Genomic DNA, 24,040 nt, shown 5'->3' with positions numbered 1-24,040 from the left:
GATAGTGATAGTGCAGATAATAAAATTGTTGAATTAGCAGAAGATGGAGATTTAGCAATTACACATGATATTCCTTTAATAGATAGATTATGTGAAAAAGGTGTTTTAGTATTAGATGATAGAGGTAATATCTTTACAGATAAAAATATTAAAGAGAGGTTATCAATTCGTAATGCTATGACTGAATTAAGAAGCTATGGTATAAATATTGAGAAAAATAAGAAAATGGGGCCTAAGGCTGTTAAGTTATTTAGTGATGCCTTCTCTAAAACTTTGGATAAATATAAAAAAGAATTAGGGCAAAAATAATAATTTATTTTATTAATTAAATATGAATGTAAAATATTTAATTAATTATAAAAATAAAAGGGATTTACACCTTCTTAGAAAGTTAGCATTGTATTCTTCAATTTATGATAATTGTATCTTTGTTAAAGAAACTTTAAATAATTGTTATGAAAATTATGATATTTCTATTTTTGTAACACATGATTTATTATCATTAGTTAAATTAAAAGCTTTTTTTAAAAAAAACGCAGATTTGAAATTCATTATATTAGCTGATGGTGAAAATATGAGTATCTTAACTACTTTAAGTGAAGATAATTTTATTGTTCTAGAATTAAATTGTAAAACAAAAGTCTTTAAAGAAAATATTATATATTTACATCCTCAAGTAGCTCTATCAATAAAAATAACAAAAAGAGAAAAACAGATATTAGGCTTAATACTTAAGGGCGAAAATAATAATCAAATTGCAAATTTATTAGGAGTAAGTGAGAGAACAGTTGAAGCCCATAGAAGAAATATTTATATAAAAACTGGAGTGCATTCAATCACTCAATTAACTCTATGGGCTATAAATAATAATATGTTTAACAATTAATTAGGTTAAGCGCTTTTTCAAGGTTTTCACAAGAAAATTGTGCACCTATTTGGGAAATTATTTCACCAGCCATAATTGATGCTATTCTACCACATTCTTCGATTGATAAATTTTTGCAAAGTCCAAAGATAAACCCTGCAGCATAAATATCTCCTGCTCCTGTTGTATCAACAGGATTAACACTTCCATGTACTGGGATATTATAAATTTTACCATTATGAGAAATAAAAGAACCTTTAATACCATTTTTAACAATTGCAGTTTTACATATTTTACCAAGTTCTACACAGTTATCATAAGGATCTTCATTTTCAAACATGATTTTAGCTTCTTCTCTATTAGCAAATACGATATCAATATCATCTTTTATTAATTCTAAAAAAGTATCTTTGTATCTTTTTACTGCAAAAGGGTCAGCTATATCGAAAACTACTTGAGTATTATTTTCTTTAGAAATTTTAAGAGCTTTTTTTATTGCTTCTTTTTGGTTTTCAGTATCCCACATATATCCTGTAAAGTAAAAGTAGGAAGAATTTTTTACACTTTCTTCATTAACATCTTCTTTACAAAATTCTCTATTTGCACAGAGATAAGTATTCATTGTTCTTTCACTATCAGGAGTATCAAAAATAATAGAAGAGCCTGTTTTGTCATTGCAATCAATAAGTTCATCTTTAGTATTATAAGTTAATAAGTTTTTATGATAATTTTCACCAAATTCATCACAACCAACTTTTCCTGCTAATATAGTATTAATTCCTAGCATTGATAATGTAATAATAGTATTAGGGCAAGAACCACCGCAAGAATATTTAATCTTTTTCCCTTTCATAAACTCTACTAATTTTTCTCTAAAATTAGCATCTATTAATTGCATTATGCCTTTAGTAAGGCCAAGTTTATCTAAATCTTCATATTCGACACTACTAATAATATCAATTAGAGTGTTACCAATTCCATAAACAGTTACTTCATCATTTTCCATAAATTTAAAACTATTACAAAAGCCTTCATTTTTCAAGATGGTTTTTAAAATAAAGAACTAATTAAAATAAATAATTATATAATAAATACTGATTTTGATTAATAGTTTTGTTAAGTTTACAAAGTCATAAGTTGTTTTTAAGAAAAAGAAGAAGTAGGGGATATATAAAAAAAATGTTGCATTGTCAACTAAATGACGAGTGCAACATAATATCAAATTTTTATAAGATTTAGAATTCAGCATTTCCAACAGTTCTTGGATAAGGAATAACGTCTCTAATGTTTTGAACACCAGTTACATATTGAACAATTCTTTCAAAACCTAAACCAAAACCTGCATGTGGAACAGTTCCAAATTTTCTTAAATCTAGATACCACCAATAATCTTTTTCATCTAAATCTAATTCTTTCATTCTAGCTTTTAATGTTTCTAAATCAGCTTCTCTTTCGCTACCCCCGATAATTTCTCCAAGTCTTGGTACTAAAACATCCATACCTCTAACAGTTTTATTATCTTCATTGAGCTTCATATAAAAAGCTTTAATTTCTTTAGGATAGTCGGTAACAATAACAGGAGATTTACAGTAACTTTCAGTTAAATATCTTTCATGTTCTGTTTGTAAATCAGAACCCCATTCTACTGGGAATTCAAATTTATCATTGTTTTCTTTTAATACTTCAATAGCCTTTGTATAAGTCATATGAGCAAAAGGAGAATTTATAACTGATTCTAAAGTTTCTTTTACACCCTTTTCTACAAATTTAGAAAAGAATTCCATATCTTCACTGCATTCTTTCAAAACTTTTTTAAATAAGAATTTTAAGAAATCTTCAGCTACTTCCATATTTAAATTAATATCACAGAAAGCCATTTCAGGTTCAATCATCCAAAATTCTGCTAAGTGTTTTTTAGTATTAGAATTTTCAGCTCTAAAAGTTGGTCCAAAGGTGTAAATATTTTTTAGTGCCATTGCATAAGTCTCACCTTCTAATTGACCACTTACAGTTAAGTTAGCCATTTTCCCAAAGAAATCTTTTGAATAATCAATATCACCTTCTTCAGTTTTAGGTACATTGTTTAAATCAAGAGTAGTGACTTGGAACATTTCTCCAGCCCCTTCACAGTCACTTGTACTAATTAAAGGAGTATTTACATAAACGAAGTCATTGTTTTGGAAAAACTCATGAACACCATAAGCTAAAGTGTTTCTAACTCTCATAACTGCACCAATTAAATTGGTTCTAGCTCTTAAGTGTCCAATTTCTCTTAAGTACTCTATACTATGGCGTTTTTTTTGTAGTGGATAATCACTTCCAGCTTCTCCGATAATTGTAATATCTGTGCTAAGCATTTCAACAGCTTGGTTTCCGCCTTGGCTTTTTACGATTGTACCTTTAGCAGATAATGATGCTCCAGTTGTAATATTTGAGATAAGTTCATTATTATTTAGGGCAGCCTTATCGATAACAATTTGCAAACCCTTGAGACACGAACCATCGTTTAGCTCAAGGAAGCAAACATTTTTACTATCACGTTTAGTGCGAACCCAACCTTCAGCTAAATAAACCTCTTCACTTGGGTTTTTAGCTAATAAATCTTTAATTCTATAATTCATAATAGATGCTCCTTGAAATTTCATTTATTATCAAACGTATTAATGCTTTGAGTCAATACATTTTATTAAATAATTGAGATTTCATAACTAAATATTAGAATATTAAAAAATGGAAAATTTGATTTTAAAGGACCTTAAAATATAACAAATATCAAAAAGTAATAAATTATTACACGTTTGTAAAAAATAAGACTATTAATATTTACACAAAAAATACATAAAGTGAAAAATCTGTATAATAATGGCAAAAATTAATATAAATATTTTTATTTTGACAAATTATAAAAATATGTTAATATTGACATATTGACTAGTGGATGTATTTTTAGTAGTTTTCAGTTATAGGAGTCGAACATGGTAAAGACAATAGCACAAATGTTTCAACAAAGTGTAAATAGATATCCAAATCATACATTGATTGGATCAAAGAATAAAAGTGGTAAATTTGTTGAAGAAACATACAGTGAAGTAGAAAATATTGTTATTAACTTAGCATTGGGCTTACAAAATAAATTTGATTATAAAAAGCAAGAATTAATAGCAATTATTAGTGATAATAGAAAAGAATGGTTATACAGTGATTTAGCAATACAATATTTAAATTGTGTAGATGTACCTAGAGGTTTAGATGCAACTGATGTTGAATTAATACAAATTTTAAATGAAACTAAAGTAAGTACTTGTTTTGTTGAAAATGTTAAAACTATAAAAAGATTTGAAGGCTTAAAAGATGATTTTCCATTTATAAAAACATTAATTTTAATGGAACAGACTGATGTTGAAATCGAATCAGATTTTGAAGTAGTGAAATTGTATGATTTAATAGAAAGTGGAAGTAAACTATTAGTTAATGATAAATCCTTATTAGATAATATTAATAGTAGAATTGAAGAAGGTAAGGCTGATGATTTAGCTACAATTATTTTTACAAGTGGTACAACTGGTGCTTGTAAAGGTGTTATGCTTACAAATAACAATTTTATATATGAAGTCTCTAATCTTCAACAAGTTGTTGATAATAAGTTTAAACCTGGACAAAGATGGATGACAGTATTACCTATTTGGCACTCACTAGAGAGAGCTGTAACATATGTTTGCTTATATCATAATCAAGCGATGTATTATAGTAAACCAATTAGTAAAATAATGCTTAGCGACTTTCAAAAAGTTAATCCACACTGGTTTTCTTCAGTTCCAAGGATTTGGCAATCTGTTAATAAAACTATTGAATCTAAGATTAGAAAAACTAAAGGTTTTAAGAAAACATTAAGTTTAGTTTTAATTAAAAGTGCAAAAAATTGGAAAAACGGGTATAACAAGGTTCATGGATTATTACCTAAATACAAAAAAAATCCTTTTAGTTTTATAGAAGTAATATCTGGGTTTATTTCAATGACCTTAAATTATCCATTATTTAAACTTGGCAATAAGATAATGTTTAGAAAAGTAAAATCATTATTTGGTAAAAATCTTATAGCTGGTGTATGTGGTGGTGGATCCATGCCAAAGGGTGTTGATGCATTCTTTAATGCAATTGGAATTACTTTATTAGATGGTTATGGAATGACAGAAACTGCTCCTATTTTATCAGTTAGAAATTTAAGAAAACCTATTATTGGTACTATGCAAATAATAGATGGAACTTCTTTTAAAATTGTGGATGAAAATAATAAGGAAGTCTCTGTAGGGGAAAAAGGTGTATTAAAAGTTAAAGGGCCACAAGTTATGAAAGGTTATTTTAATAACCCGAAGGCTACTAATGCTATTATTGATAAAGATGGATATTTAAACACAGGAGATTTAGTAATTAAATCATTAAATAATGATATTTCAATAGTGGGTAGAGCAAAAGATACTATAGTATTAGCTGGTGGTGAAAATTTAGAACCTGTACCTATTGAAGGTAAATTAAGTGAATTGGATTTTATTGATAATGTTATTGTAATTGGACAAGATAGAAAATATTTATCAGCTTTAATTGTTGTAAATTCTGAAACAATTAAAGAATATGTTGCTTCTTTAAGTGATAAATACAAAGATGATAAAGAGGCAATCCATAAATACTTAAAAGAAAAAATTGATGAAAAAATTAATATAAAGTTAGGTTTTAAACCTCATGAATTAATTAACAAGTTTGCACTTCTTGAAAAACCTTTTGAAGTTGGAAGAGAACTTAGTGCTAAGCAAGAATTAAAGAGAAATAAGATTGAAGAATATTACAAAAAAGTAATCGATAGCTTATATGCTTAATTATAAAGACCTCAAAGTATTCGCTTTGAGGTTTTTTATAGTACAAATTTCTAATTATAGCTTGATAAATCCCTATCCATTGTTTAAAATAATGACAATGTTTAAGGGGAATTATGATTCAAATTATTGGAACAAAAAAATGCAAAGAAACTCAAAAAGCAATTCGAGCTGCTAAAGAGAGAAGAATTGAGTTTCAATTTGTTGATTTAAAAGAAAGAGATTTATCAAAAAAAGAATGGGAAAGCATTTTTAATAAATATGATGCAGAAGAATTAATTGATAAAGAGTCAAAATTATATAAGAAGAAAGGTTTTTCATATATGGTTTATGATGCACGAGAAGAGCTAGAAGAAAATAGTGATTTGTTAATTACTCCTATAATTAGATGTAAACAAAAAGTTAATAAAGGCTTTGATATAAATAAAATAATTGATTGGAGTAAGTAATGGAAAATTTGTTTCATGCTGTGTTAGGTACTGGTTCTTGTGGAAATAGTTATGTTATTTTTGATGGAAAAGATTCAATAATAATAGATCAAGGATATTCTTTTGTTCAATTTAAAAGAAAATTTTTATCATTAGGAATTCCTATATCAAGTATAAAAGCTATTTTTATGACACATTTTCATCCAGACCATTGTTATGGCTTAAAAGTTACATCTAATAAATTAAATGTTCCTTTATATATTCCAAAAGAAGCAATAGAAAAAGAACCTGTTGTTTTTTCTAAATTAAATATTAAGCAAAACAAAATTATATCTTTTGATGTATCTTCAACAATTAATATTGGAGATTTTAAAATTACATCATTCAACACTTTACATGATAGTGGAGGGAGTGTTGGATATAATCTTCAAAATAATGGTGAAGTTGTAACACTTATTACTGATACAGGAGATACTACAGATGAAATGGTTTCTTTTGCTAGCATTAGTGATATCTTATTTTTAGAATCAAATTATGATGAAGACATGTTACTTAATGGTCCTTATTCATACAAATTAAAAAAAAGAGTTAGAGGAAAGTGGGGACACTTATCAAATGATCAAGCTCTTGAATTAATTAAAAAAAGTAATTTTAATGGTAATTATTTATATTTAATTCATTTATCTGATAAAAATAATGATGTTGAATTAGTAGATAATATATTTAAAAGTAATACAAATATTCCAAATGTAATAACATGCCAAAGAGGTAGTGTGGTAAATGTTATGGAGAAAGTTAAAGTTGAAGAATAAACAAAAGAAGAAAAATAAAAAACAAAAACATATGGAGATTGTAACATATAAAAAATGTTTAGCAATTAAGAGAGAAGATGGTCTTCGTATGCGAAGTGTAGATGAATTTACTATGAATGCTACACTTAGATGTACTGTTAGTAGAAATTTTAAAAATCCATTTATGAGTACATATGGTCAAGATGATTTATTAACATACGGAAAGTTTAATTATATAGTTCAAAATATTAGGGCATATTTTTTATCTAAAGGTATAGAAAAAGGTGATAGAATAGCTATAGTTGGAGAATCTTGTCCAAACTGGATGCTCTCTTATTTTGCAATTACAACAATTGGTGCTATTGCAGTTCCAATACTTCCTGATTTTTCTAAAAAAGAAATAACAAAAATATTAGAACACAGTGAAGCTAAAGCTATTGTAATTAATACAAAGCATTTTGAAAAAACAACTGATTATATTGCAGAAATAAAACCTTTAGTATTTAGGCTAGATGATTTGTTTATTATTCCATCTAATATAATTGAAGAAGTAAAAACTAAAAAAGCTTTTGAAGAAGCAGCAGGTGTTGACGTTAAGGCTTTTAAGAGAAAGATGAAAGAAAATAACGCTCTTAAAGAAGTTGTTGTTAAAGAAGATGATTTAGCATCTATTATTTACACAAGTGGAACAACCGGTACTAGTAAAGCTGTGCAATTAACTCATAAAAATTTGGTATGGAATGCTGATATTTCATCCGATGCTTATGTTAAGATTAAGCCAAGATATAAGTTTTTATCAATTTTACCTGTTTCTCATGTATATGAGTTTACCGAAGGCCAATTATTGATGATGATGAATGGTGCACATATAATTTTCTTAGGAAAACCACCTGCAGCAAGTATTTTATTACCTGCTTTAGCAGAAATTAAGCCACAAATTATATTATCAGTACCTTTATTAATGGAAAAAGTTTATAGAAGTGCAGTATTGCCTACAATAAGTAAGAATAAGAATATTAAAAATCTTATTAAATTCCCTTTGACAAGAAGATTTATTTATAGATTAATTGGAAATAAATTGAAAGTTACTTTTGGTGGAAGAATTAAGTTTTTTGGTTTAGGTGGTGCTCCATTAGATAAAGAAGTTGAAGACTTTTTATATAGAGCAAAGTTTCCTTATGCAATTGGTTATGGATTGACTGAAACTAGTCCATTAGTTGCAGCTTGTGGATATAAGAAAAGTGACCATAAAAGAGGTTTTATTGGCAAATTTGTTCCTAATGTTGAGTATAAACTTTTAGATAAAGATCCTAAAACCGGAGTAGGCGAGATAGCTGTTAAAGGTCCTGGAGTAATGAAGGGCTATTATAAAAATGATGAACTAAATAAAGAAGTGTTCACAAAAGATGGCTATTTTAAAACTGGTGATTTAGGAATGGTAGAAAAAAACCGACTTGCACTTAAAGGTAGGTCAAAGACTATGATATTAGGTGCTGGTGGTGAAAATATATATCCTGAAGCTATTGAAAGTATATTTAATAATCAAGAATTTGTACAAGAAACTTTAGTAATACCAGAAGGCTCAAGTTTAGTTGCACTAATAAAAATTGATTATGAAGCCTATTCAAAGATAACAAAATTATCTATTGAAGAGACAAAAAAAGCTGCAAGCGATTATATTAATAAACTAAAACGTGATATAAATAAAGAATTAAATTCTTTTAGTAAGATACATGATGTTTCATTACAAGATGAACCATTTCAAAGAACTCCTACCCAAAAGATTAAAAGATTCTTATATTTAGATAAATTTAAGAAAAATAAAAAAGATGAAGAAAAATAAGAATAAAGACAGAGGTTAAAAATGCAAAACACTGATATTCGTATAACAAGTTATGAATCACTTATTTCTTCAAAAGAATTACAAAAGAAAATACCAACTACTAAAGAAGTAAAAGATAAAATTACTGAAAGTAGAAGGATAGTTAATAATATCATCAATCATAAAGATGATAGAATATTAGCTATAGTTGGACCTTGTTCTATTCATGATCCAAAAGCTGCAATTGAGTATGCTAAAAAACTAAAAGAAATCTCTGATAAAATCAGTGATAAAATTTTTGTTGTCATGCGTACTTATTTTGAAAAACCTAGAACAGTTGGTGGATGGAAAGGTTTAATAATTGACCCTGATATTGATGGTTCCTACAATATTGAGAAAGGTTTATATATTGCAAGATCATTATTAATTGATATTATCGAATTAGGTCTTCCTGTTGGTTGTGAAGTATTAGATCCAGTTGTTCCTCAATATATTGATGAATTAATGAGTTGGTCAGCAATTGGTGCGAGAACAACTGAAAGTCAAACACATAGAAATCTATCAAGTGGACTTTCTGTTGCTGTTGGTTTTAAAAACAGCACTAATGGTGATATTTCTAATGCTATAAATGCTATAAAAAGTGCAGCATTACCAGCAGCTTTTATTGGAGTTGATAGAGATGGTAATACATCAGTAATTAGAACTTCAGGTAACGAATTAGGTCATTTGATTTTAAGAGGTGGTAACACCGGACCAAATTATTATGATGAAAAAGTTGAAGAAGCAAGAGAAAAACTTATCAAAAATGGGGTGAATCCTTCAATTATTGTAGACTGTTCACATGCAAATAGTGGTAAAAAAGCTTATAGGCAAAAAAGAGTTTTAAGAAATATCATTGATCAAATTAATTATAATGAAAAAAGTATTCGAGGTTTTATGATTGAAAGTAATTTAGAGCAAGGTTCACAAAAAATTACAGAAGATTTAGATAAACTAAAATATGGAGTAAGTATCACAGATGAATGTATTTCTATAAAAGATACTAGAGAAATACTTCTTGATGCTTATAATAAATTATCAAAGGAGAATGTTTAAATGATTAATGCATTAATATGTTTGGCTGAAGGGTTTGAAGAAACTGAAGCTATTATTCCAATTGATATACTTAGAAGAAGTTCTATGAATGTTGTTGTTGCTGGTGTAAAAAGTAAAGAAATAAATAGTTCTCATAATGTTAAAATAGTTTGCGATATTGAAATTTCTGAAGCTGAAGAAGTTTATGATGTTATAGTTTTACCAGGAGGAATGCCAGGAAGTACTAATTTAGCTAATAGTTTTGAAGTTGTTAGAAGAATTATAAACACTTCACAAGAAGGTTTTGTTTGTGCTTTATGTGCTGCTCCTGCAGTTGTATTAGCTAATGCAGGTATATTAGATGATAAGAAAGCAACTTGTTATCCATCAATGGAAAAAGTTGCACCACATATCAATTTCACTCATGATAGTAGATGTGTTGTAGATTCTAAGGTTATAACTGCCCAAGGCCCAGGTGTTGCAGAAGAATTTGCATTTACCATTGTTGAAGAGGTCTTAGGTAAAGAAAAGATGTTAGAAGTTAAAAAGGCTTTTTTAGCTCGTTAACAAGCTTGACATTTATATAGGAGGTTGACTAATAGTCGGCCTCTTTTATTATCTCCATGTTTTAAACAAAAATCATGAGCAGCTTTGTCGATACTAATTTTTGGATGTTTTTCTCTGATTAAATATAAGTGTTCTAAAAATGAAAAATATAAACATTCTTTATGTTCTTTTTTAAAAGCTATGTCAAATTCCCAATTTTTAATTATTTTACAAACTGGTAAGAATATATCATTTTCATATGAGATAATTGTTTCTTGAAGACTTGGGTTTCTTTTTAATTTTAATCCTAAAAAATATTTGTGATTAATAATCTGATTTTGAAATTTATCAAAACAAATATCTCCTAGTTCTTTTTTAGCAATAGAATAAAATTCTATCATTTCATTAGATGTATCTGTAGTATCCATTTTTTATTATTCCCTTCTTATATAAATTCCGAATACAAAATTTATTTATTTTATAATATACATATATGTTATTTTTTGAAAAGGGTATATACTTGTTATTAACAAAAAAATACACATTTCTTCTTAATTATTTAGTTAATGAAAGAAATGAATAGCTTTTTATATATTTGGGAGGATATATGTTAGTTGAAAATATACTTGATACAATTGGGAATACACCTTTAGTAAAAATTAATCGATTAAATCCAACTACTAATAATATTTATGTGAAACTTGAATCAATGAATCCTTTATCTAGTGTAAAAGATAGAGCTGCTTTATTTATGATTGAAGAAGCAGAAAAGAAAGGTTTGATTAAAGAAAATAGTACAATTATTGAGGCAACAAGTGGGAATACTGGAATTGGATTAGCATTTATTTCCGTTATAAAAGGTTATAAATGTATTTTAGTATTACCTGAATCAATGAGTATTGAAAGACGTAAATTATTAAAAGCTTTGGGTGCTGAAATAGTATTAACAAAAGCCTCAAGAGGAATGAAAGGTTCAATTACTAAGGCAAATGAGTTGTTAGAAGAAATTGATAACTCTTTTATGCCATCCCAATTTGATAATAGTGATAATCCTTTAGCTCACTATATGACAACAGCTAGAGAAATTTATAAAGATTTAGATAAAAAAGTTGATTATTTTGTATCTGCAGTAGGTTCCTCAGGGACAATAATGGGGTGTGCAAAATATTTTAAAGAGCAGAATCAAAATATACAAATTGTAGCAGTAGAGCCTGAAACATCTGCAGTATTATCAAATGAAAAACCAGGATATCATAAAATCCAAGGAATAGGAGCTGGTTTTATTCCTAGTATTTATGATAAAAATTTAGTAGATAGAGTAGTAAAAGTAAGTAGTGAAGATGCGATATCTTATAGTAAAAAACTATCAAGATTAGAAGCTTTATTAGTTGGAATGTCATCAGGAGCTGCTTTTAAAGGAGCTTTAGAAATAGCAAAACAAGTAGAAAATAAGAATATTGTTGTGTTATTAGCTGATTCAGGCGAAAGGTATTTATCTACGGATTTATTTGAGGAATAATATGATAGATTTTGATCTCGAAAATACATTGTTTTCAGGACAGAGTTTTTGTTGGAAAAAAGAAAATGATAATTATGTAGCTGTTTTAAATAACCAAGTATATAGAATTAACAATAATAGTACTATTGAAGATAAGTTTTTAAGAAATTATTTGGATATGGACTTTGATTATAATACAGCACTTAATGAAATAAAAAAAATAGATGTTAAATTTATTGATATAATTGATAAATGTAAAGAAATTCATATATTGAAACAAGATCTTTGGGAAACTATTTTTTCTTTTATATTAAGTCAAAATAATAATATTAAAAGAATAGAAGGTTTATATGATAGCTTTTCTAAAAATTTCGGTAATGAAGTTGAAAAAGGCTATTTTACTTTTCCACGGCCACAACAATTAGAACATTTGACTGAACAAGATTTAAGGGATTTAAAGGTTGGTTTTCGTGCTCCATATATTCTTGATGCTATTCAAAATTCTGATAAATTATTAGAAATTCAAGATTTAAGTTCTAAAGAAAGTGATGATGTATTGCAAAGTATTAAGGGGATTGGGCCAAAGGTGAGTTCTTGTATTAGATTGTTTGCTCTTCATCAACTAAATTCTTTTCCTAAAGATGTTTGGATAAAGAAAGTAATGAAAAAAGAGTTCCCCTCATTAAGTGAAAATGATTTTTATCCCTTTGCAGGAATTGCGCAACAATATATGTTTCATTATGCAAGATTGGGGTATTTTAATGATATCTAAACTTTTGTAAAGTTGTTTCTTGAAAAATAAAATTGTTGAAACTTTTCTATTATGATATAATTTAATTAAGATAACACTTAGGAGGCAATGATGGATACAGGAACAATTTTTACAATTGGTAGACAATTTGGTAGTGCTGGTAGAAGAGTTGGTAGTGAAATTGCTAAAAAATTAGATATACCTTTTTATGATAAGGAGCTTATTTCTTTAGTTGCAAAAGATAGTGGACTAAATGAAGCTTTAATAGAAAATGTCGATGAAAAAGCAGCAAGTTCATTTTTTCAAACATTAATGGCTGGATCAAATCCTTTTGGGGCTTTTCCAATGGCAACTAGTAATTTAGGGCTTCCTGATTTACCTATTAATGATAGAATCTTTTTAATTCAATGTGATGCTATTAGAGAGATTGCTAAAAAAGGTTCATGCGTTATTGTTGGTAGATGTGCAGATTATGTGTTAAGAGAAGAGAAAAATAGATTATTATCAGTATTTATTCATGCTCCATTAGAAGTTAGGTGTGAAAGAGCAACTAATATTTACAAGATTCCTGATAAAAAAGCTCAAAGTGAATGTCAGAAGAACGATAGAACAAGAGCTCATTATTACAATTATTTTTCAGATAGAAAATGGGGTAGTGCTTCAAATTACGATTTATGTATAGATTCTTCTATTTTAGGTGTTTCTAAAACAGCTGATTGTATAATTAGATTTGATCGTCTTAGAAGAGGTATTTCAGTCTAATTATTTAGGATGTATTAAGTGAACTATATGAAAATAAATGAGGAAAATGTTGAACTAAAACAATCATTAAATTTGAGGAATTTAAAAAAAATTCATAAATTATCAATTTTAGTTATAGTTGTTGAAATGTTAATGATTTTATTAGCATTGATTATTGATCTTCCAAAAATTTATTTATATGCATATATAATTTTATTTTCAACTGTATTAATTTTCTATTTTTTTTCTTTGCAAAAAAACAGAATGAAATTTTTTTCAAACAGTGTTGTATTAGATTTATTGTTATATATTTTTACAATCTGGGGTATTGCTGTATCAGCGTTTGATGCTTCTAGGGGGATGGCACCTTTTGTTTATATAATAAATATAAGTTTTATTATTTGTTTTTATATAGCCACTCCTATATGTGCAATAGTATATAATTTAGTAAATATGATAATTTTTTATTTTGTTTTTTTTCTTATTGATAGATTAACAATTGATATTGTAATAAATTTTACTTTATTTCATTTAGTAATGATTTTAATCTCTATTGATAAATATAAAACATTTGTTATGAATTATTTAGATAAAATGCAATTACAAAAAGCTAATGATGAATTACAACTTTTATCAACTATTGATCAATTAAGTGGATGTAAAAATAGAAGAGGTTTAAATATTGAGATAAAAAAATATGAAAAACAAGTTATTTTTGTATTATTAACAGATATTGATAATTTTAAAGAGATAAATGATTGTTACGGTCATGATATTGGCGATTTATTTATAGTAAACTATGCTAAAATTTTACAAACAAATTTTGGAGTTTCTAATGTATTTAGACTTGGAGGGGATGAGTTTTTTATTATCAGTAATAATGAATCACTAAATTCATGCTTAAATAAATTTGAAATTTCTATAAAAGAAATAAGCAATATTACTTTAGTTGAAAATCAAAAAAAATTAATAACAATAAGTGGTGGTTATTCATATACTGTATTATCTAATGTTGGAGCTTTTGATCAAATATATAAAGATTTAGATGTTGCTATGTATAAGGCAAAGAAAGAAGGTAAAAATAAGATTATAAAAGCTGGAATGCTAAATTATAAATAAAATACACTTCAATTAATTAATAGATTACTAAACGTTTTAGAATTTTTATATCATGCATAATTTTTAATTCTAAATAGTATATCTATCATCAACAATAATTAATTTTTAAAAATAGTTATTAAACTTCAATAAAAAGAATACCTCAAAAGTAGTAATATTATTTTCTACTTTGAGGTATGTATAAAAAAGGTATAATATATCTATTATTTATTTATTGAGATTAAATCTATTCTAAAAATTAATAATGAATTAGGTTCAATATTTTGATTTCCTTCTTCTCCATAACCTAGTGCTGGTGGAATCCAAGCAATGATAGAATCTCCTTCATTCATTTGCATTACAGCTTCACTAAATCCTGAAATTACTTGAGTTAAAGCAAAAGTAGCTTCGTTACCTCTCTCGAAAGAACTATCCATTACAGAACCATCTAAAAGAGTTAATTCATAATTGATTGTAACTTCATCTTCAGCTAGAGGGAAAGTAGTTTTATCCCCTTTAGTAAGAATTCTATATTGTACACCTGAATCTAATGTAACAACACCATCTTGAGTAGCATTAACTTCTAAGAAAGAATTAGCTTCATTTAAATTATCTTCTTTAATTTTATTTAAAGCTGCTTCTTGTTCAGCATTATATTGAGCTTCAAAATCTCTCATAGCGCTATCCATTTGATATTGTGTTAATTTAATTTCTGCGCCGTATGCTGCATCTAATACACCTTGAGGGAAGTACATGCTATCAACAGGAATTCCTGAGGTTAAGAATTGTGCACCAATTAAATATCCATAAGCATAAGCAAATTGATTATCTAGTATTTCTGGTTTTTCTAAAGCTAGTACGTCTTCTAGTGTTGACTCTGCACCATTTTCTGTTTTCTTAGGAATTTCAGTATTAGAATATCTTTCTTGATATTGAGCAACAAAGCTTTGTAATTCTTCCATTGTAAAGAAATCTTCTTCATCTATACTAACAATATCAATAACACCACGTGCTAAGTAATCAGCATTAATAAATAGTCCTTGTGAATTAAAGCTAGTCATCAATGAATAACCGTAAGTATAGTTGAAAGAATGTTCTAAAACATTATCAAAACCATAATCAACTTCAGGAACTTCAAATTCAGGTTCAATAGGAACAAAATAAAGAGCTCCAGATGTTACATATGGTGTAATATATTTTATATTAGTAGATACAGCTTGATTTTCTTCAATACTTAAGTTATCAAAACTTACATAGTCTCCAACTGCATAACTATCAATATTATAAATAGTATCGACATTCTTTTTATTTATTGTAACAACAACTTCTTCATTGTCAGTAAGTACTTCAAAAGAATAATAATTCCCATCAACAGAAATGTTTTGAATCATTGCAAAAGTTTCAGTTGATTTAATTTCTTTTGTGCCAGCTGCAAATAAATTTGGACTAACTACTAAAGTTAAAGCCAAAAGTGCAGTAATTAATGATAATTTTTTAATCTTCATAAGTTTATATTCTTCCTTACATTAAATTATGACATTGATTTGACATCATTTATACTAAAAATAGGGTAAGAATTGAAATTAGTCAAATGTAATATTTGATGATGATTAAATATATACGTTAAAAACAGTATTTATTTCATTGTATAGGAAAGGATTATAAAATTTATGAAGAAATATGATTTATTTATAAATAAAGTGATAAATTTTAATTTTTTTGATTATATCTTTTACGATTTTTGTATGATAAAATACATATAGTTTCAAATTTAGTATATTCTAAATAAATTATTATTGAGGAGTATTTATTAATGGATTTAAATTTACCATATTTACTAAAGCCACAAAATATTTGTTATTTTAATGATTCTTCATTTTTTATAGGTAATAGAAAAAAATATCCAATAGAGAAAAGTTATTATAAATGTACCAATTGTAATGAAATAGCTGTCGCTTTAAAAAATATGATTACACAAGGTGGTGCCCCATTACAAATTGCTTTAACTGCATTTAGATATATTGCTAGTGAAATGGAAAGAACTATTATTCCTTTTAAATATAGTAATTTCGAAAAAGAGATAATGCTTATTGTAAATGCAAGACCTACTAATACAACTATGAAAAGATGTGTTGAAAATATCTTAAATAACTTCAAAGATAAATTTCAATCACACAAATTTACTATTGATAAATTTGTAAAAGAAATAAATTTAACTATAGATCAAATAGAAGAAGAATATAATGAAACCTATTATAAAATGGGAAAATTGGGAGCTACTTTAATAAAAGATAATGATGTAATATTAACAACTTGCTTTGCTGAACATACTTTTTTGTTATCTGTTTATTTTGCTATAAAAAGTGGAAAAAATGTAAAAGTTTTGGTAAATGAAACAAGACCTTATTTTCAAGGATCAAGATTAACAGCTCCAAGTTTAAAAGAATTAGGAGTTGATGTTAAAATTATTACAGATGGAATGGGTTCCTATTTTATGCGACAAGGTTTAATTACTCATTATATGAGTGCTGCTGATTTGGTTTGTATGGATGGGTCTGTTATAAATAAAATAGGTACAAATCAAAATGCAATTTGTGCTAAATATTATAATATCCCATATTCGGCATTTGCTATGGCTCCTGATAAAACTAAGTTAACTTATAAAGATGTAAATATGGAATATAGAGATTCTAAAGAGTTATTAGTTATAAATGGTAAAAATATTACTGAAGATAAAATTGATGCTTTATATCCATCTTTTGATATAATAGAGAGCAACTTAGTAACTAATATAATAACAAATAAAGGTGTATTTAAGCCTAATGAGATAAGAGGAGAGTTTTTATGAATGCAATAATTGGTGGAACAGGTATTGATGAGTTTTTCCCTGATTCTAAAATTTATGAAATTGATACAAAATATGGTAAAGCTGAATATTTAAAAAAAGATAATATAATAATAATATTGAGGCATGGTTTGAAGCATTCATTGCCTCCTCATTTAATTAATTATAGGGCTAATGTTGAAGCATTAAGATTATTAGGAGTTGAGCAATGTATTGGGATATATTCAGTTGGATCTATTAGTAAAAAATTATTACCTGGTGGTGTTACAATTATTTCTGATTTTATAGATTTTACGAATGGACAGAGAGAGTCTACATTTTCATGTGAAAATGATGTTTTTCATAATGAAATGACGAGTCCTTTTAATTTGTCACTTAAAGTGAATATTAAAAAAGAAGCTTCTTTGTGTAATTTTCCATTAGATGAGGGTGGAGTTTATATTTGTACTAATGGGCCTAGGTTAGAGACGCCAGCAGAGATTAGAATGTTTGATCATTTTGGGGCAGATTTTGTTGGTATGACAGGATGTCCTGAATTCTCACTATTGTCTGAAGCAAAAATAAAGTATGTATCTTTAGCCTATAGTATTAATTGGGCAAGCGGTGTGAATCAAGATAAAATTACATTTTTAGAGACACAATCAAGGGATAAAATAGCTCAAGCTATTATTTCTTTTTGTATTAGATGTTTTAAAATAACTGATATTTCTTAAAGACATCTTCATAATTCTTCATTAAAGTCATGTGGCAAACAATATTATTTGTATAGTATTATTATTATAAGAACGTTTTAAAATAGAAGGTGTGAAGATGAAAAAAGGATCTATAGTAAGTTTTGTTTTTAGCGGTATTTTATTTATTTTTGGTATTGGTTTAGTTATTGCAAGTTTTAGACAAGCTTTAACACCAATCAGTATACAACATTTTGCTGAAGGTTTTACTATGCGAATGAGTATTAATAATATGAATTATGCAATAACTTCAATTTCTATTATGCTTGTAATTGTTGGATGTTGTTCTTTTTTAAGCAGTATACTTTTATTGTTTTTAGGTTTTTATTTGCTTAATAATTCATGCAAAATAAATGTTGAAAAAAAACCTGAAAATAAAGTTGAAAAAAAACAATCAGATAATAATGAGGTAGTTGGAATAGAAGCAACTAAATGATATTCGATATTTAACAAATAAAAAGAACCGCATAAGGGAGAACTTATGCGGTTATTTATAATTAAGAGATTCCTTTTTTTAAAAAAAAGGAGAAAAAAAATGAAAAAGTATCGAAAAAAAAGATTCCTAATTTTAGGAATCAAATTTTAAGAAATACGCCAGATAGGAGTCGAACCTATGACCTACTGCTTAGAAGGCAGTTGCTCTATCCAGCTGAGCTACTGGCGCATTATTGTAAAATTAAAACTTATTATTCGTTTCAACTTAACGACAAGAGTGAAATTATCATATTTGAAAAAAAGTGTCAACAAAAAAAATAAAGTTTTTTGTTTTGTTTTTTGGCCTTAAAATTATCGCTTTTTTAATTTTAATATATACTCAACAATAATTGCTTATTAGATAAAGAATAAACAAAATACCATCATATTAATAAATATATATAAATAAATTGAGATAATACAAAAAATAAAAAGAAAATAATTGAATAATTAATGAATATCTTGTATTGCTATATTTATTATGAAAAGAGGGGAGAAAAATGATAAGAAAATGTGAAGATAGTGATTTAAATAAATTAATAGCTTATTTATATGAATCTAAAGAAATGAATTTGTTTTTAATTGGCGATATAGAAGTTTTTGGATTAGATAATGAAAATATTAATATATATATAGATATAGATTTAGAAATAAAAGCTGTTTATTTAAGATTTTTTACAAGCTTGAGTATTGTTTCTTATGGTAAAGTTATTGATCAAGATTTTATGAATCAACTAATTGATAAATTTTCTATTGATAATATAAATGGTGAAAAAAGTGTAATTGATAAAATTGAAGTTAATTCATTTAAGCAAAGAGATTATTATTTTGCAACTTTGAATAAATTAAATATTGAAATTGAAGTTGATGAAGTAATTTTATTAGATAAAACAAAGTTAAAAGATTATTTATCATTAATTGATAGTATATTTAATAATAAATCAAACTATGATAGTACTAAAGCAGAATTAGATAATGGTTCAAAACATATTTTTACTATTATTAAAAATGATGAAATTGTCAGTGGTGCAAGTTCAAGTGCTGAATCTAGTGAATTAGCTATGATTATTGGGGTCGCCACTAGAGAGAAGTACCGTAGAAAAGGTTATGCTTTAAAATGTGTATATGCATTATGTAATAAATTAATTAATCAGGGTAAAACCGTTTGTTTATTTTATGATAACCCGAATGCAGCTAAAATGTATAAAAAGATTGGATTTAAAGATATTGGGTATTATTCAATGCTTAAAAAAAATAAAAATAAATAAGAATTGAAATATTAGAGGTAATAAATGTTTAAGATAATAAATAATATAATAGAGACAGATAGATTGTTTTTGAGAGGATTTCTAGAAAGTGATGCTCAAGCAGTTTATGACTATGCTAAAGATGATGAAACTGTAAAATATTTAACTTGGGCATCTCATAAGTCAGTTGAAGAAAGTAGACAGTGTATTGTTAATTTTTTAACAAAAACAGGTGCGTATGCTATTACATTAAAATCTACTAAGCAAGTTATAGGATGTATAGATGTTCAAAAAGAAGAAAACAAAGCAACTTTTGGATATGTATTAAATAAAAAATATTGGAATAAAGGTTATATGAGTGAAGCTTTAGAAGCTATAATTAATTTTTCATTTATTAAATTAGAAGTAAGTGAGGTTTTTGGCCTTTATGAAATAGGGAATGAAGCTTCTATGAAAGTTATGGAAAAATGTAATATGAAATGGTCTCATACTGAAAAAAATAAAATAATAAATAATAAAGTTGCAGATTATGAGTGTTATATAATAAAAAAATCAGACTGGGAAAAATAAACTGTTAATATTCACACTTTTTCATCATGATTCAACCATAATATTTGATATAAAAAAAATGCTACCATAATTGGTAGCATTTTGAATCGGGATGAAAGGACTCGAACCTTCGATATCTTGCTCCCAAAGCAAGCGCCATAGCCGCTAGGCGACATCCCGTATATATATATGTAATATGTAACAGTTATAAAATTGTTACCATAAAAAAGCACTCAAACTACTAAGAGTGCTTATCGGGATGAAAGGACTCGAACCTTCGATATCTTGCTCCCAAAGCAAGCGCCATAGCCGCTAGGCGACATCCCGTAACGAATGAGAGATTACCATTAACCATAATAAAGGTCAATATAAAACACAAAAAAAAATGAAATTTTGTTTGTTTTGATTAATGATTTTAGTGAGTGTGTGATATAAAATTTTAGTATATAATAAAATAGAGTGTGTTATGTTTAATTGTTCTTAATAATATTTTTTATATCAAAAGAAGAATAACCTTATAATATTTATTATTAAAAAATAAAATAAGGTTATTAATTTTTGAAAAATAATTAAAATATAAAAGCTTTATATAATTACTAATGAATGTATAGTCTAATTAATATAATGAGGCTGATATATTAAAAATTATTATTCAATAATATTTAAATTATCAATCTCGTAAATATTTAAATTTGTAATTTCACAATTACCTCTAAATTGTAAGTTATTAATTGTCGATAATTCTTCAATAATTCTAGTAGCACAATGTTTACCATCGTCAATATAAATTTCTAAGATGCTATGATCAATAAATATTATGACATTATAACTATTTAGTTTTTTAAAAGGTATAAAAATACTATCAAATTTTACACTATTTTGTGAAAAAAGTATTTGAGTTATACAGTTCTTTTCATCCTTTAATATTAGATTAGTTTTTGAATTGTCGTTTATTTTAATATTAAAATTAATTTCACACTGAGTTAAGTGATTAGATGTAAAATCTATTATAGAGGAGAGTGAAAAATTTTTATTTTCAACAATTTTATTTTTTCTAAGTTGTTTTAATTCAGAAATTGGTTTTTGAACAATTTCATTGTATTCATCTATATATAATTCTCTCGGTATAGAGATTGCGTTATTCCAGCCCTTATTTTTACTAAAACCTCTTTCAAATGCAAGAATTATTGTTCTTCCTTTATTATCTTGTATTGTATTAGTTGCGTAATATTGTGCACAATGATCAATAATACCTTTTTTTTCAATACTAAAATCTAAAGTTTCGATATTAAAAGAACCTATGTAATATTCAACTTCTTTATAAGGAGAACCCAGTAATACCCATTTTTCTCCTAATTGAAAAAAGTTTGGACATTCGAATAATTCAATAACTGGATTAAAGGTGACTATTTCATTTTTATATTTCCAATTAGTTAAACTTCCATCTTCACATTCAAAAAGTAAGACAGAAGGGTCTTGTAAATCACCAATTGCAGCGGCAATTACCAAGAAATACCTGTTTTTATAAGTAAATACATATGGGTCTCTCCAATCATTTCTTATTTTTGGTATATTTTTCATATCAATAGTGAGAGCGTTAATTCTTTTTTCTTTAAATGAATTTAAATTATCATCTAAGAATACAGCTTTTTGAACATTTGGTATTTCATCATTATTAATAGACACACTTGTATATAAAGCTACTGGTTTATTTTTTTTATTAATTGCAAGACAACCAGAAAAGCAGTCAGTTTCTCCTAATTCTTTTTGTGGTTCTAAATTATTAAAAATTACCTCATAGTTAATAAAATCCTTTGTTCTTGCATGTCCCCAATGCAGATTACCCCAACAATCAGATGTCGGATTATACTGGTAGAAAATATGATAATAACCATTATGGTAGATAGTTCCATTAGGATCATTTATCCAATTTTTATTTGGTCTATAATGATATCTTGGATATGTTGTGTTCATTAGAACCTCCATTATTTAAAATAGTAATTTTTAAGATAATTAATCTGAAATAATAATATTGAAATCATATAAATCTAATTCTTGTTTATATTTTTCATATATCTTTTTAGTTGTGATTACAGTATTTACTAAATTGAATTCTGCAACTAATAAACCAGATGTTTTACTTATGCACTCTTCATCTATATAAATTATTACTTTACGAGCAACATTTATCATATATTGTGTCAATTGTAGATCATCTGTTGGGTTTGCTAAAAAGCCTAGTTCAAAGTCAACACTATAAGGATGCATTATAAAGCAATCAGCTCTTAAAGTTGATAAAATAGAGTAAGTTGTTGTTCCTGAAAAAGTTTTTAATTCTTTATTATATAAGCCAGCTAATAGAATATTATGTAATTTATCAGAATCTTTAGATCTGTCAAAAAGTTCAAGGGAATTTGTTACAATAGTAGCAAATTTATTAGTAATTAATAATTCATCAATTAATTTACAATTAAATATACTGTAATTTAATAATATTACATTCCCAGAATGTATTTGTTTCTCTGTTTTCTTTATTAAGGATTTTTGCTCTTCATTGATACTGTTATTGGTTTCAATTAATCGTTTTTCTATTGGATCTATAATTGAGAGCTTTCCGTAGCTTTTTTCAATATAGTTTAATTGTGATAATTTATTTAAATCTCTTCTAACTGTAGCAGCAGCAGTATTAGTTATATCACTTATTTCATTAACTTTTATATTGGGGTTGATTTTTATAGCATCTAATATTTTTTCTTGTCTCTTGCTTAATTGTGATTTATCCATGTAAGTACAATAATTTAACTTAATTTAACTGTCAATAAAATAATCAAAAAATCAATAAAATATCTTTATTTATGATTATTGTAATGATTTTTTGATTATTTGCTTGTTTATTTAAATAAAATATTGTAATCTAGAGAAAATTTTGAAAAATTGATTTATTTAAAAGGGGTTTTTTATGAAAAAAATAGTAGCTTTAGGTGAATTGTTAATTGATTTTATTCAAAGTGGTGAATCTGGAAATAATAACCCATTATATGAAGCAAATCCTGGAGGAGCCCCTTGTAATTTTTTAGCTATGTTAAATAAATTAGGAAATAAAGCTTCTTTTATTGGAAAAGTTGGTAATGACGCATTTGGGAATCAATTAGAGAAAACTTTAATTGATGTAGGTATAAGCACAAATGGGTTAATTAAAAGCAATTATGAGCCTACAACACTTGCCTTTGTACATCATGATGAAACAGGGGATAGATCCTTTACTTTTTATAGGAAGAACGGAGCAGATGCTGCTTTAGGTGAAAAAGATATAAGAGAAGAATATTTTAAAGACCAAGATGTTTTTCACTTTGGAACTCTTTCTATGACTAATGAAGTTTGTAAAAAAGCAACTCTTAAAGCAATAAGGTTAGCAAAAGAAAATAATATGTTAATTTCTTTTGACCCTAATTTAAGAGCAAATTTATGGGATGATTTAGAAGATGCAAAAGAAGCTTTTAGAGAAGGTTTTAAAGTATGTAATGTATTAAAAATTGCAGATAACGAATTAACCTGGTTTACAGGAGAAAAAGATCTTGAAAAAGCTATTAGAATATTTAGAGATGCATATGATATTGACTTAATCTTTTTAACATTAGGAAGAGATGGCTCTAAAGCTTATTATAAAGATATATGTGTATCAGCTCCAACTTTCTTAGAAGTTAAATGTGTA

The 24,040-nt window shown here is 26.5% G+C and carries 24 protein-coding genes and 3 tRNA genes; 18 read left to right on the top strand and 9 right to left on the bottom strand.

Annotated features, from left to right (window positions below):
• Together ACPKM0_RS07065 and ACPKM0_RS07060 are read left to right on the top strand one after the other, a co-directional pair.
• On the top strand, positions 1-309 hold a 309-nt coding region (locus tag ACPKM0_RS07065; RefSeq protein WP_472474642.1), incomplete at its 5' end, for a DUF188 domain-containing protein.
• A 22-nt stretch (positions 310-331) separates the two neighbouring features.
• Positions 332-886 carry a response regulator transcription factor gene (locus ACPKM0_RS07060; protein ID WP_472474640.1) on the top strand — a complete coding sequence of 185 codons (555 nt, stop codon included), beginning with the start codon at positions 332-334 and terminating at the stop codon, positions 884-886.
• Here ACPKM0_RS07060 and ACPKM0_RS07055 read toward each other — a convergent pair.
• Positions 876-1,871 (bottom strand): adenosine kinase, encoded by a 996-nt coding sequence (locus ACPKM0_RS07055; protein ID WP_472474638.1) that lies wholly within the window; start codon positions 1,869-1,871, stop codon positions 876-878. The two genes, ACPKM0_RS07060 and ACPKM0_RS07055, sit on opposite strands and share 11 nt — an antisense overlap.
• Before the next feature lie 229 nt (positions 1,872-2,100).
• Positions 2,101-3,486: an asparagine--tRNA ligase gene (gene asnS, locus ACPKM0_RS07050; protein ID WP_472474636.1), complete on the bottom strand. Its 1,386-nt coding sequence runs from the start codon at positions 3,484-3,486 to the stop codon at positions 2,101-2,103.
• Between the two features lie 354 nt (positions 3,487-3,840).
• Between asnS and ACPKM0_RS07045 the strand changes: the two genes are divergently transcribed.
• The 6 genes from ACPKM0_RS07045 to ACPKM0_RS07020 all read left to right on the top strand — a co-directional run bounded on the left by ACPKM0_RS07045 (position 3,841) and on the right by ACPKM0_RS07020 (position 10,415).
• Positions 3,841-5,736, top strand: coding sequence for an AMP-dependent synthetase/ligase (locus ACPKM0_RS07045; protein WP_472474634.1), 1,896 nt, complete (start codon positions 3,841-3,843; stop codon positions 5,734-5,736).
• Between the two features lie 113 nt (positions 5,737-5,849).
• A complete protein-coding gene (locus ACPKM0_RS07040) occupies positions 5,850-6,182 on the top strand; it encodes an arsenate reductase family protein (RefSeq protein ID WP_472474633.1) in 333 nt (110 codons plus the stop codon).
• The gene (locus ACPKM0_RS07035; RefSeq protein WP_472474631.1) at positions 6,182-6,973 is read left to right on the top strand and encodes an MBL fold metallo-hydrolase; all 792 of its coding nucleotides are present in this window, start codon (positions 6,182-6,184) and stop codon (positions 6,971-6,973) included. The genes ACPKM0_RS07040 and ACPKM0_RS07035 overlap by 1 nt, the downstream gene beginning before the upstream one ends.
• Positions 6,963-8,795 (top strand): AMP-binding protein, encoded by a 1,833-nt coding sequence (locus ACPKM0_RS07030; RefSeq protein WP_472474629.1) that lies wholly within the window; start codon positions 6,963-6,965, stop codon positions 8,793-8,795. The genes ACPKM0_RS07035 and ACPKM0_RS07030 overlap by 11 nt, the downstream gene beginning before the upstream one ends.
• A 21-nt stretch (positions 8,796-8,816) precedes the next feature.
• Positions 8,817-9,869: a 3-deoxy-7-phosphoheptulonate synthase gene (locus ACPKM0_RS07025; RefSeq protein ID WP_472474628.1), complete on the top strand. Its 1,053-nt coding sequence runs from the start codon at positions 8,817-8,819 to the stop codon at positions 9,867-9,869.
• On the top strand, positions 9,870-10,415 hold the full coding sequence (locus ACPKM0_RS07020; protein ID WP_472474627.1) for a DJ-1 family glyoxalase III: 546 nt from the start codon (positions 9,870-9,872) through the stop codon (positions 10,413-10,415).
• Here ACPKM0_RS07020 and ACPKM0_RS07015 read toward each other — a convergent pair.
• The gene (locus tag ACPKM0_RS07015) at positions 10,412-10,822 is read right to left on the bottom strand and encodes a hypothetical protein (protein WP_472474625.1); all 411 of its coding nucleotides are present in this window, start codon (positions 10,820-10,822) and stop codon (positions 10,412-10,414) included. The two genes, ACPKM0_RS07020 and ACPKM0_RS07015, sit on opposite strands and share 4 nt — an antisense overlap.
• 179 nt (positions 10,823-11,001) lie before the next feature.
• Between ACPKM0_RS07015 and cysK the strand changes: the two genes are divergently transcribed.
• From cysK to ACPKM0_RS06995, 4 genes are all read left to right on the top strand, one after another.
• A complete protein-coding gene (gene cysK, locus ACPKM0_RS07010) occupies positions 11,002-11,913 on the top strand; it encodes a cysteine synthase A (protein ID WP_472474623.1) in 912 nt (303 codons plus the stop codon).
• Position 11,914: 1 nt separating this feature from the next.
• Positions 11,915-12,664, top strand: a complete 750-nt coding sequence (locus ACPKM0_RS07005; RefSeq protein ID WP_472474621.1) for a DNA-3-methyladenine glycosylase family protein — start codon at positions 11,915-11,917, stop codon at positions 12,662-12,664.
• A 90-nt stretch (positions 12,665-12,754) separates the two neighbouring features.
• Positions 12,755-13,405, top strand: a complete 651-nt coding sequence (locus ACPKM0_RS07000; RefSeq protein WP_472474619.1) for a cytidylate kinase-like family protein — start codon at positions 12,755-12,757, stop codon at positions 13,403-13,405.
• A gap of 27 nt (positions 13,406-13,432) precedes the next feature.
• The gene (locus ACPKM0_RS06995) at positions 13,433-14,503 is read left to right on the top strand and encodes a GGDEF domain-containing protein (RefSeq protein ID WP_472474617.1); all 1,071 of its coding nucleotides are present in this window, start codon (positions 13,433-13,435) and stop codon (positions 14,501-14,503) included.
• A gap of 203 nt (positions 14,504-14,706) precedes the next feature.
• Here ACPKM0_RS06995 and ACPKM0_RS06990 read toward each other — a convergent pair whose 3' ends face one another.
• Complete coding sequence (locus ACPKM0_RS06990) at positions 14,707-15,987, bottom strand: FKBP-type peptidyl-prolyl cis-trans isomerase N-terminal domain-containing protein (RefSeq protein WP_472474615.1); 1,281 nt, start codon at positions 15,985-15,987, stop codon at positions 14,707-14,709.
• A 308-nt stretch (positions 15,988-16,295) separates the two neighbouring features.
• On the opposite strand from ACPKM0_RS06990, the gene ACPKM0_RS06985 reads away from it, so the two are divergent.
• The 3 genes from ACPKM0_RS06985 to ACPKM0_RS06975 all read left to right on the top strand — a co-directional run bounded on the left by ACPKM0_RS06985 (position 16,296) and on the right by ACPKM0_RS06975 (position 18,494).
• Positions 16,296-17,330, top strand: a complete 1,035-nt coding sequence (locus tag ACPKM0_RS06985) for a translation initiation factor eIF-2B alpha/beta/delta subunit family protein (protein WP_472474613.1) — start codon at positions 16,296-16,298, stop codon at positions 17,328-17,330.
• On the top strand, positions 17,327-18,040 hold the full coding sequence (locus ACPKM0_RS06980) for an MTAP family purine nucleoside phosphorylase (RefSeq protein ID WP_472474612.1): 714 nt from the start codon (positions 17,327-17,329) through the stop codon (positions 18,038-18,040). The genes ACPKM0_RS06985 and ACPKM0_RS06980 overlap by 4 nt, the downstream gene beginning before the upstream one ends.
• Positions 18,041-18,137: 97 nt before the next feature.
• Positions 18,138-18,494 (top strand): hypothetical protein, encoded by a 357-nt coding sequence (locus ACPKM0_RS06975; protein ID WP_472474610.1) that lies wholly within the window; start codon positions 18,138-18,140, stop codon positions 18,492-18,494.
• Positions 18,495-18,648: 154 nt separating this feature from the next.
• Here ACPKM0_RS06975 and ACPKM0_RS06970 read toward each other — a convergent pair.
• Positions 18,649-18,722, bottom strand: a tRNA-Arg gene (locus ACPKM0_RS06970).
• 310 nt (positions 18,723-19,032) lie between these two features.
• Between ACPKM0_RS06970 and ACPKM0_RS06965 the strand changes: the two genes are divergently transcribed.
• Positions 19,033-19,800, top strand: coding sequence for a GNAT family N-acetyltransferase (locus ACPKM0_RS06965; RefSeq protein ID WP_472474608.1), 768 nt, complete (start codon positions 19,033-19,035; stop codon positions 19,798-19,800).
• A 24-nt stretch (positions 19,801-19,824) separates the two neighbouring features.
• Positions 19,825-20,349, top strand: a complete 525-nt coding sequence (locus ACPKM0_RS06960; protein WP_472474607.1) for a GNAT family N-acetyltransferase — start codon at positions 19,825-19,827, stop codon at positions 20,347-20,349.
• A gap of 86 nt (positions 20,350-20,435) precedes the next feature.
• Here ACPKM0_RS06960 and ACPKM0_RS06955 read toward each other — a convergent pair.
• From ACPKM0_RS06955 to ACPKM0_RS06940, 4 genes are all read right to left on the bottom strand, one after another.
• Positions 20,436-20,508 (bottom strand) — tRNA-Pro (locus tag ACPKM0_RS06955).
• Positions 20,509-20,582: 74 nt separating this feature from the next.
• Positions 20,583-20,655: transfer RNA gene (locus ACPKM0_RS06950), tRNA-Pro, on the bottom strand.
• A 321-nt stretch (positions 20,656-20,976) separates the two neighbouring features.
• Positions 20,977-22,302, bottom strand: coding sequence for a glycoside hydrolase family 32 protein (locus ACPKM0_RS06945; RefSeq protein WP_472474606.1), 1,326 nt, complete (start codon positions 22,300-22,302; stop codon positions 20,977-20,979).
• Between the two features lie 39 nt (positions 22,303-22,341).
• Positions 22,342-23,112 (bottom strand): DeoR family transcriptional regulator, encoded by a 771-nt coding sequence (locus ACPKM0_RS06940; protein ID WP_472474604.1) that lies wholly within the window; start codon positions 23,110-23,112, stop codon positions 22,342-22,344.
• A 175-nt stretch (positions 23,113-23,287) separates the two neighbouring features.
• Here ACPKM0_RS06940 and ACPKM0_RS06935 point away from each other — a divergent pair.
• The coding region (locus ACPKM0_RS06935) for a carbohydrate kinase family protein (protein ID WP_472474602.1) at positions 23,288-24,040 on the top strand (753 nt) is incomplete at its 3' end.

Source organism: Pleomorphochaeta sp., from assembly GCF_050031695.1.
GTDB lineage: Bacteria > Spirochaetota > Spirochaetia > Sphaerochaetales > Sphaerochaetaceae > Pleomorphochaeta.
Note: the sequence above shows the minus strand (reverse complement) of the source record. Positions and strands in the feature narration are given on the sequence as shown.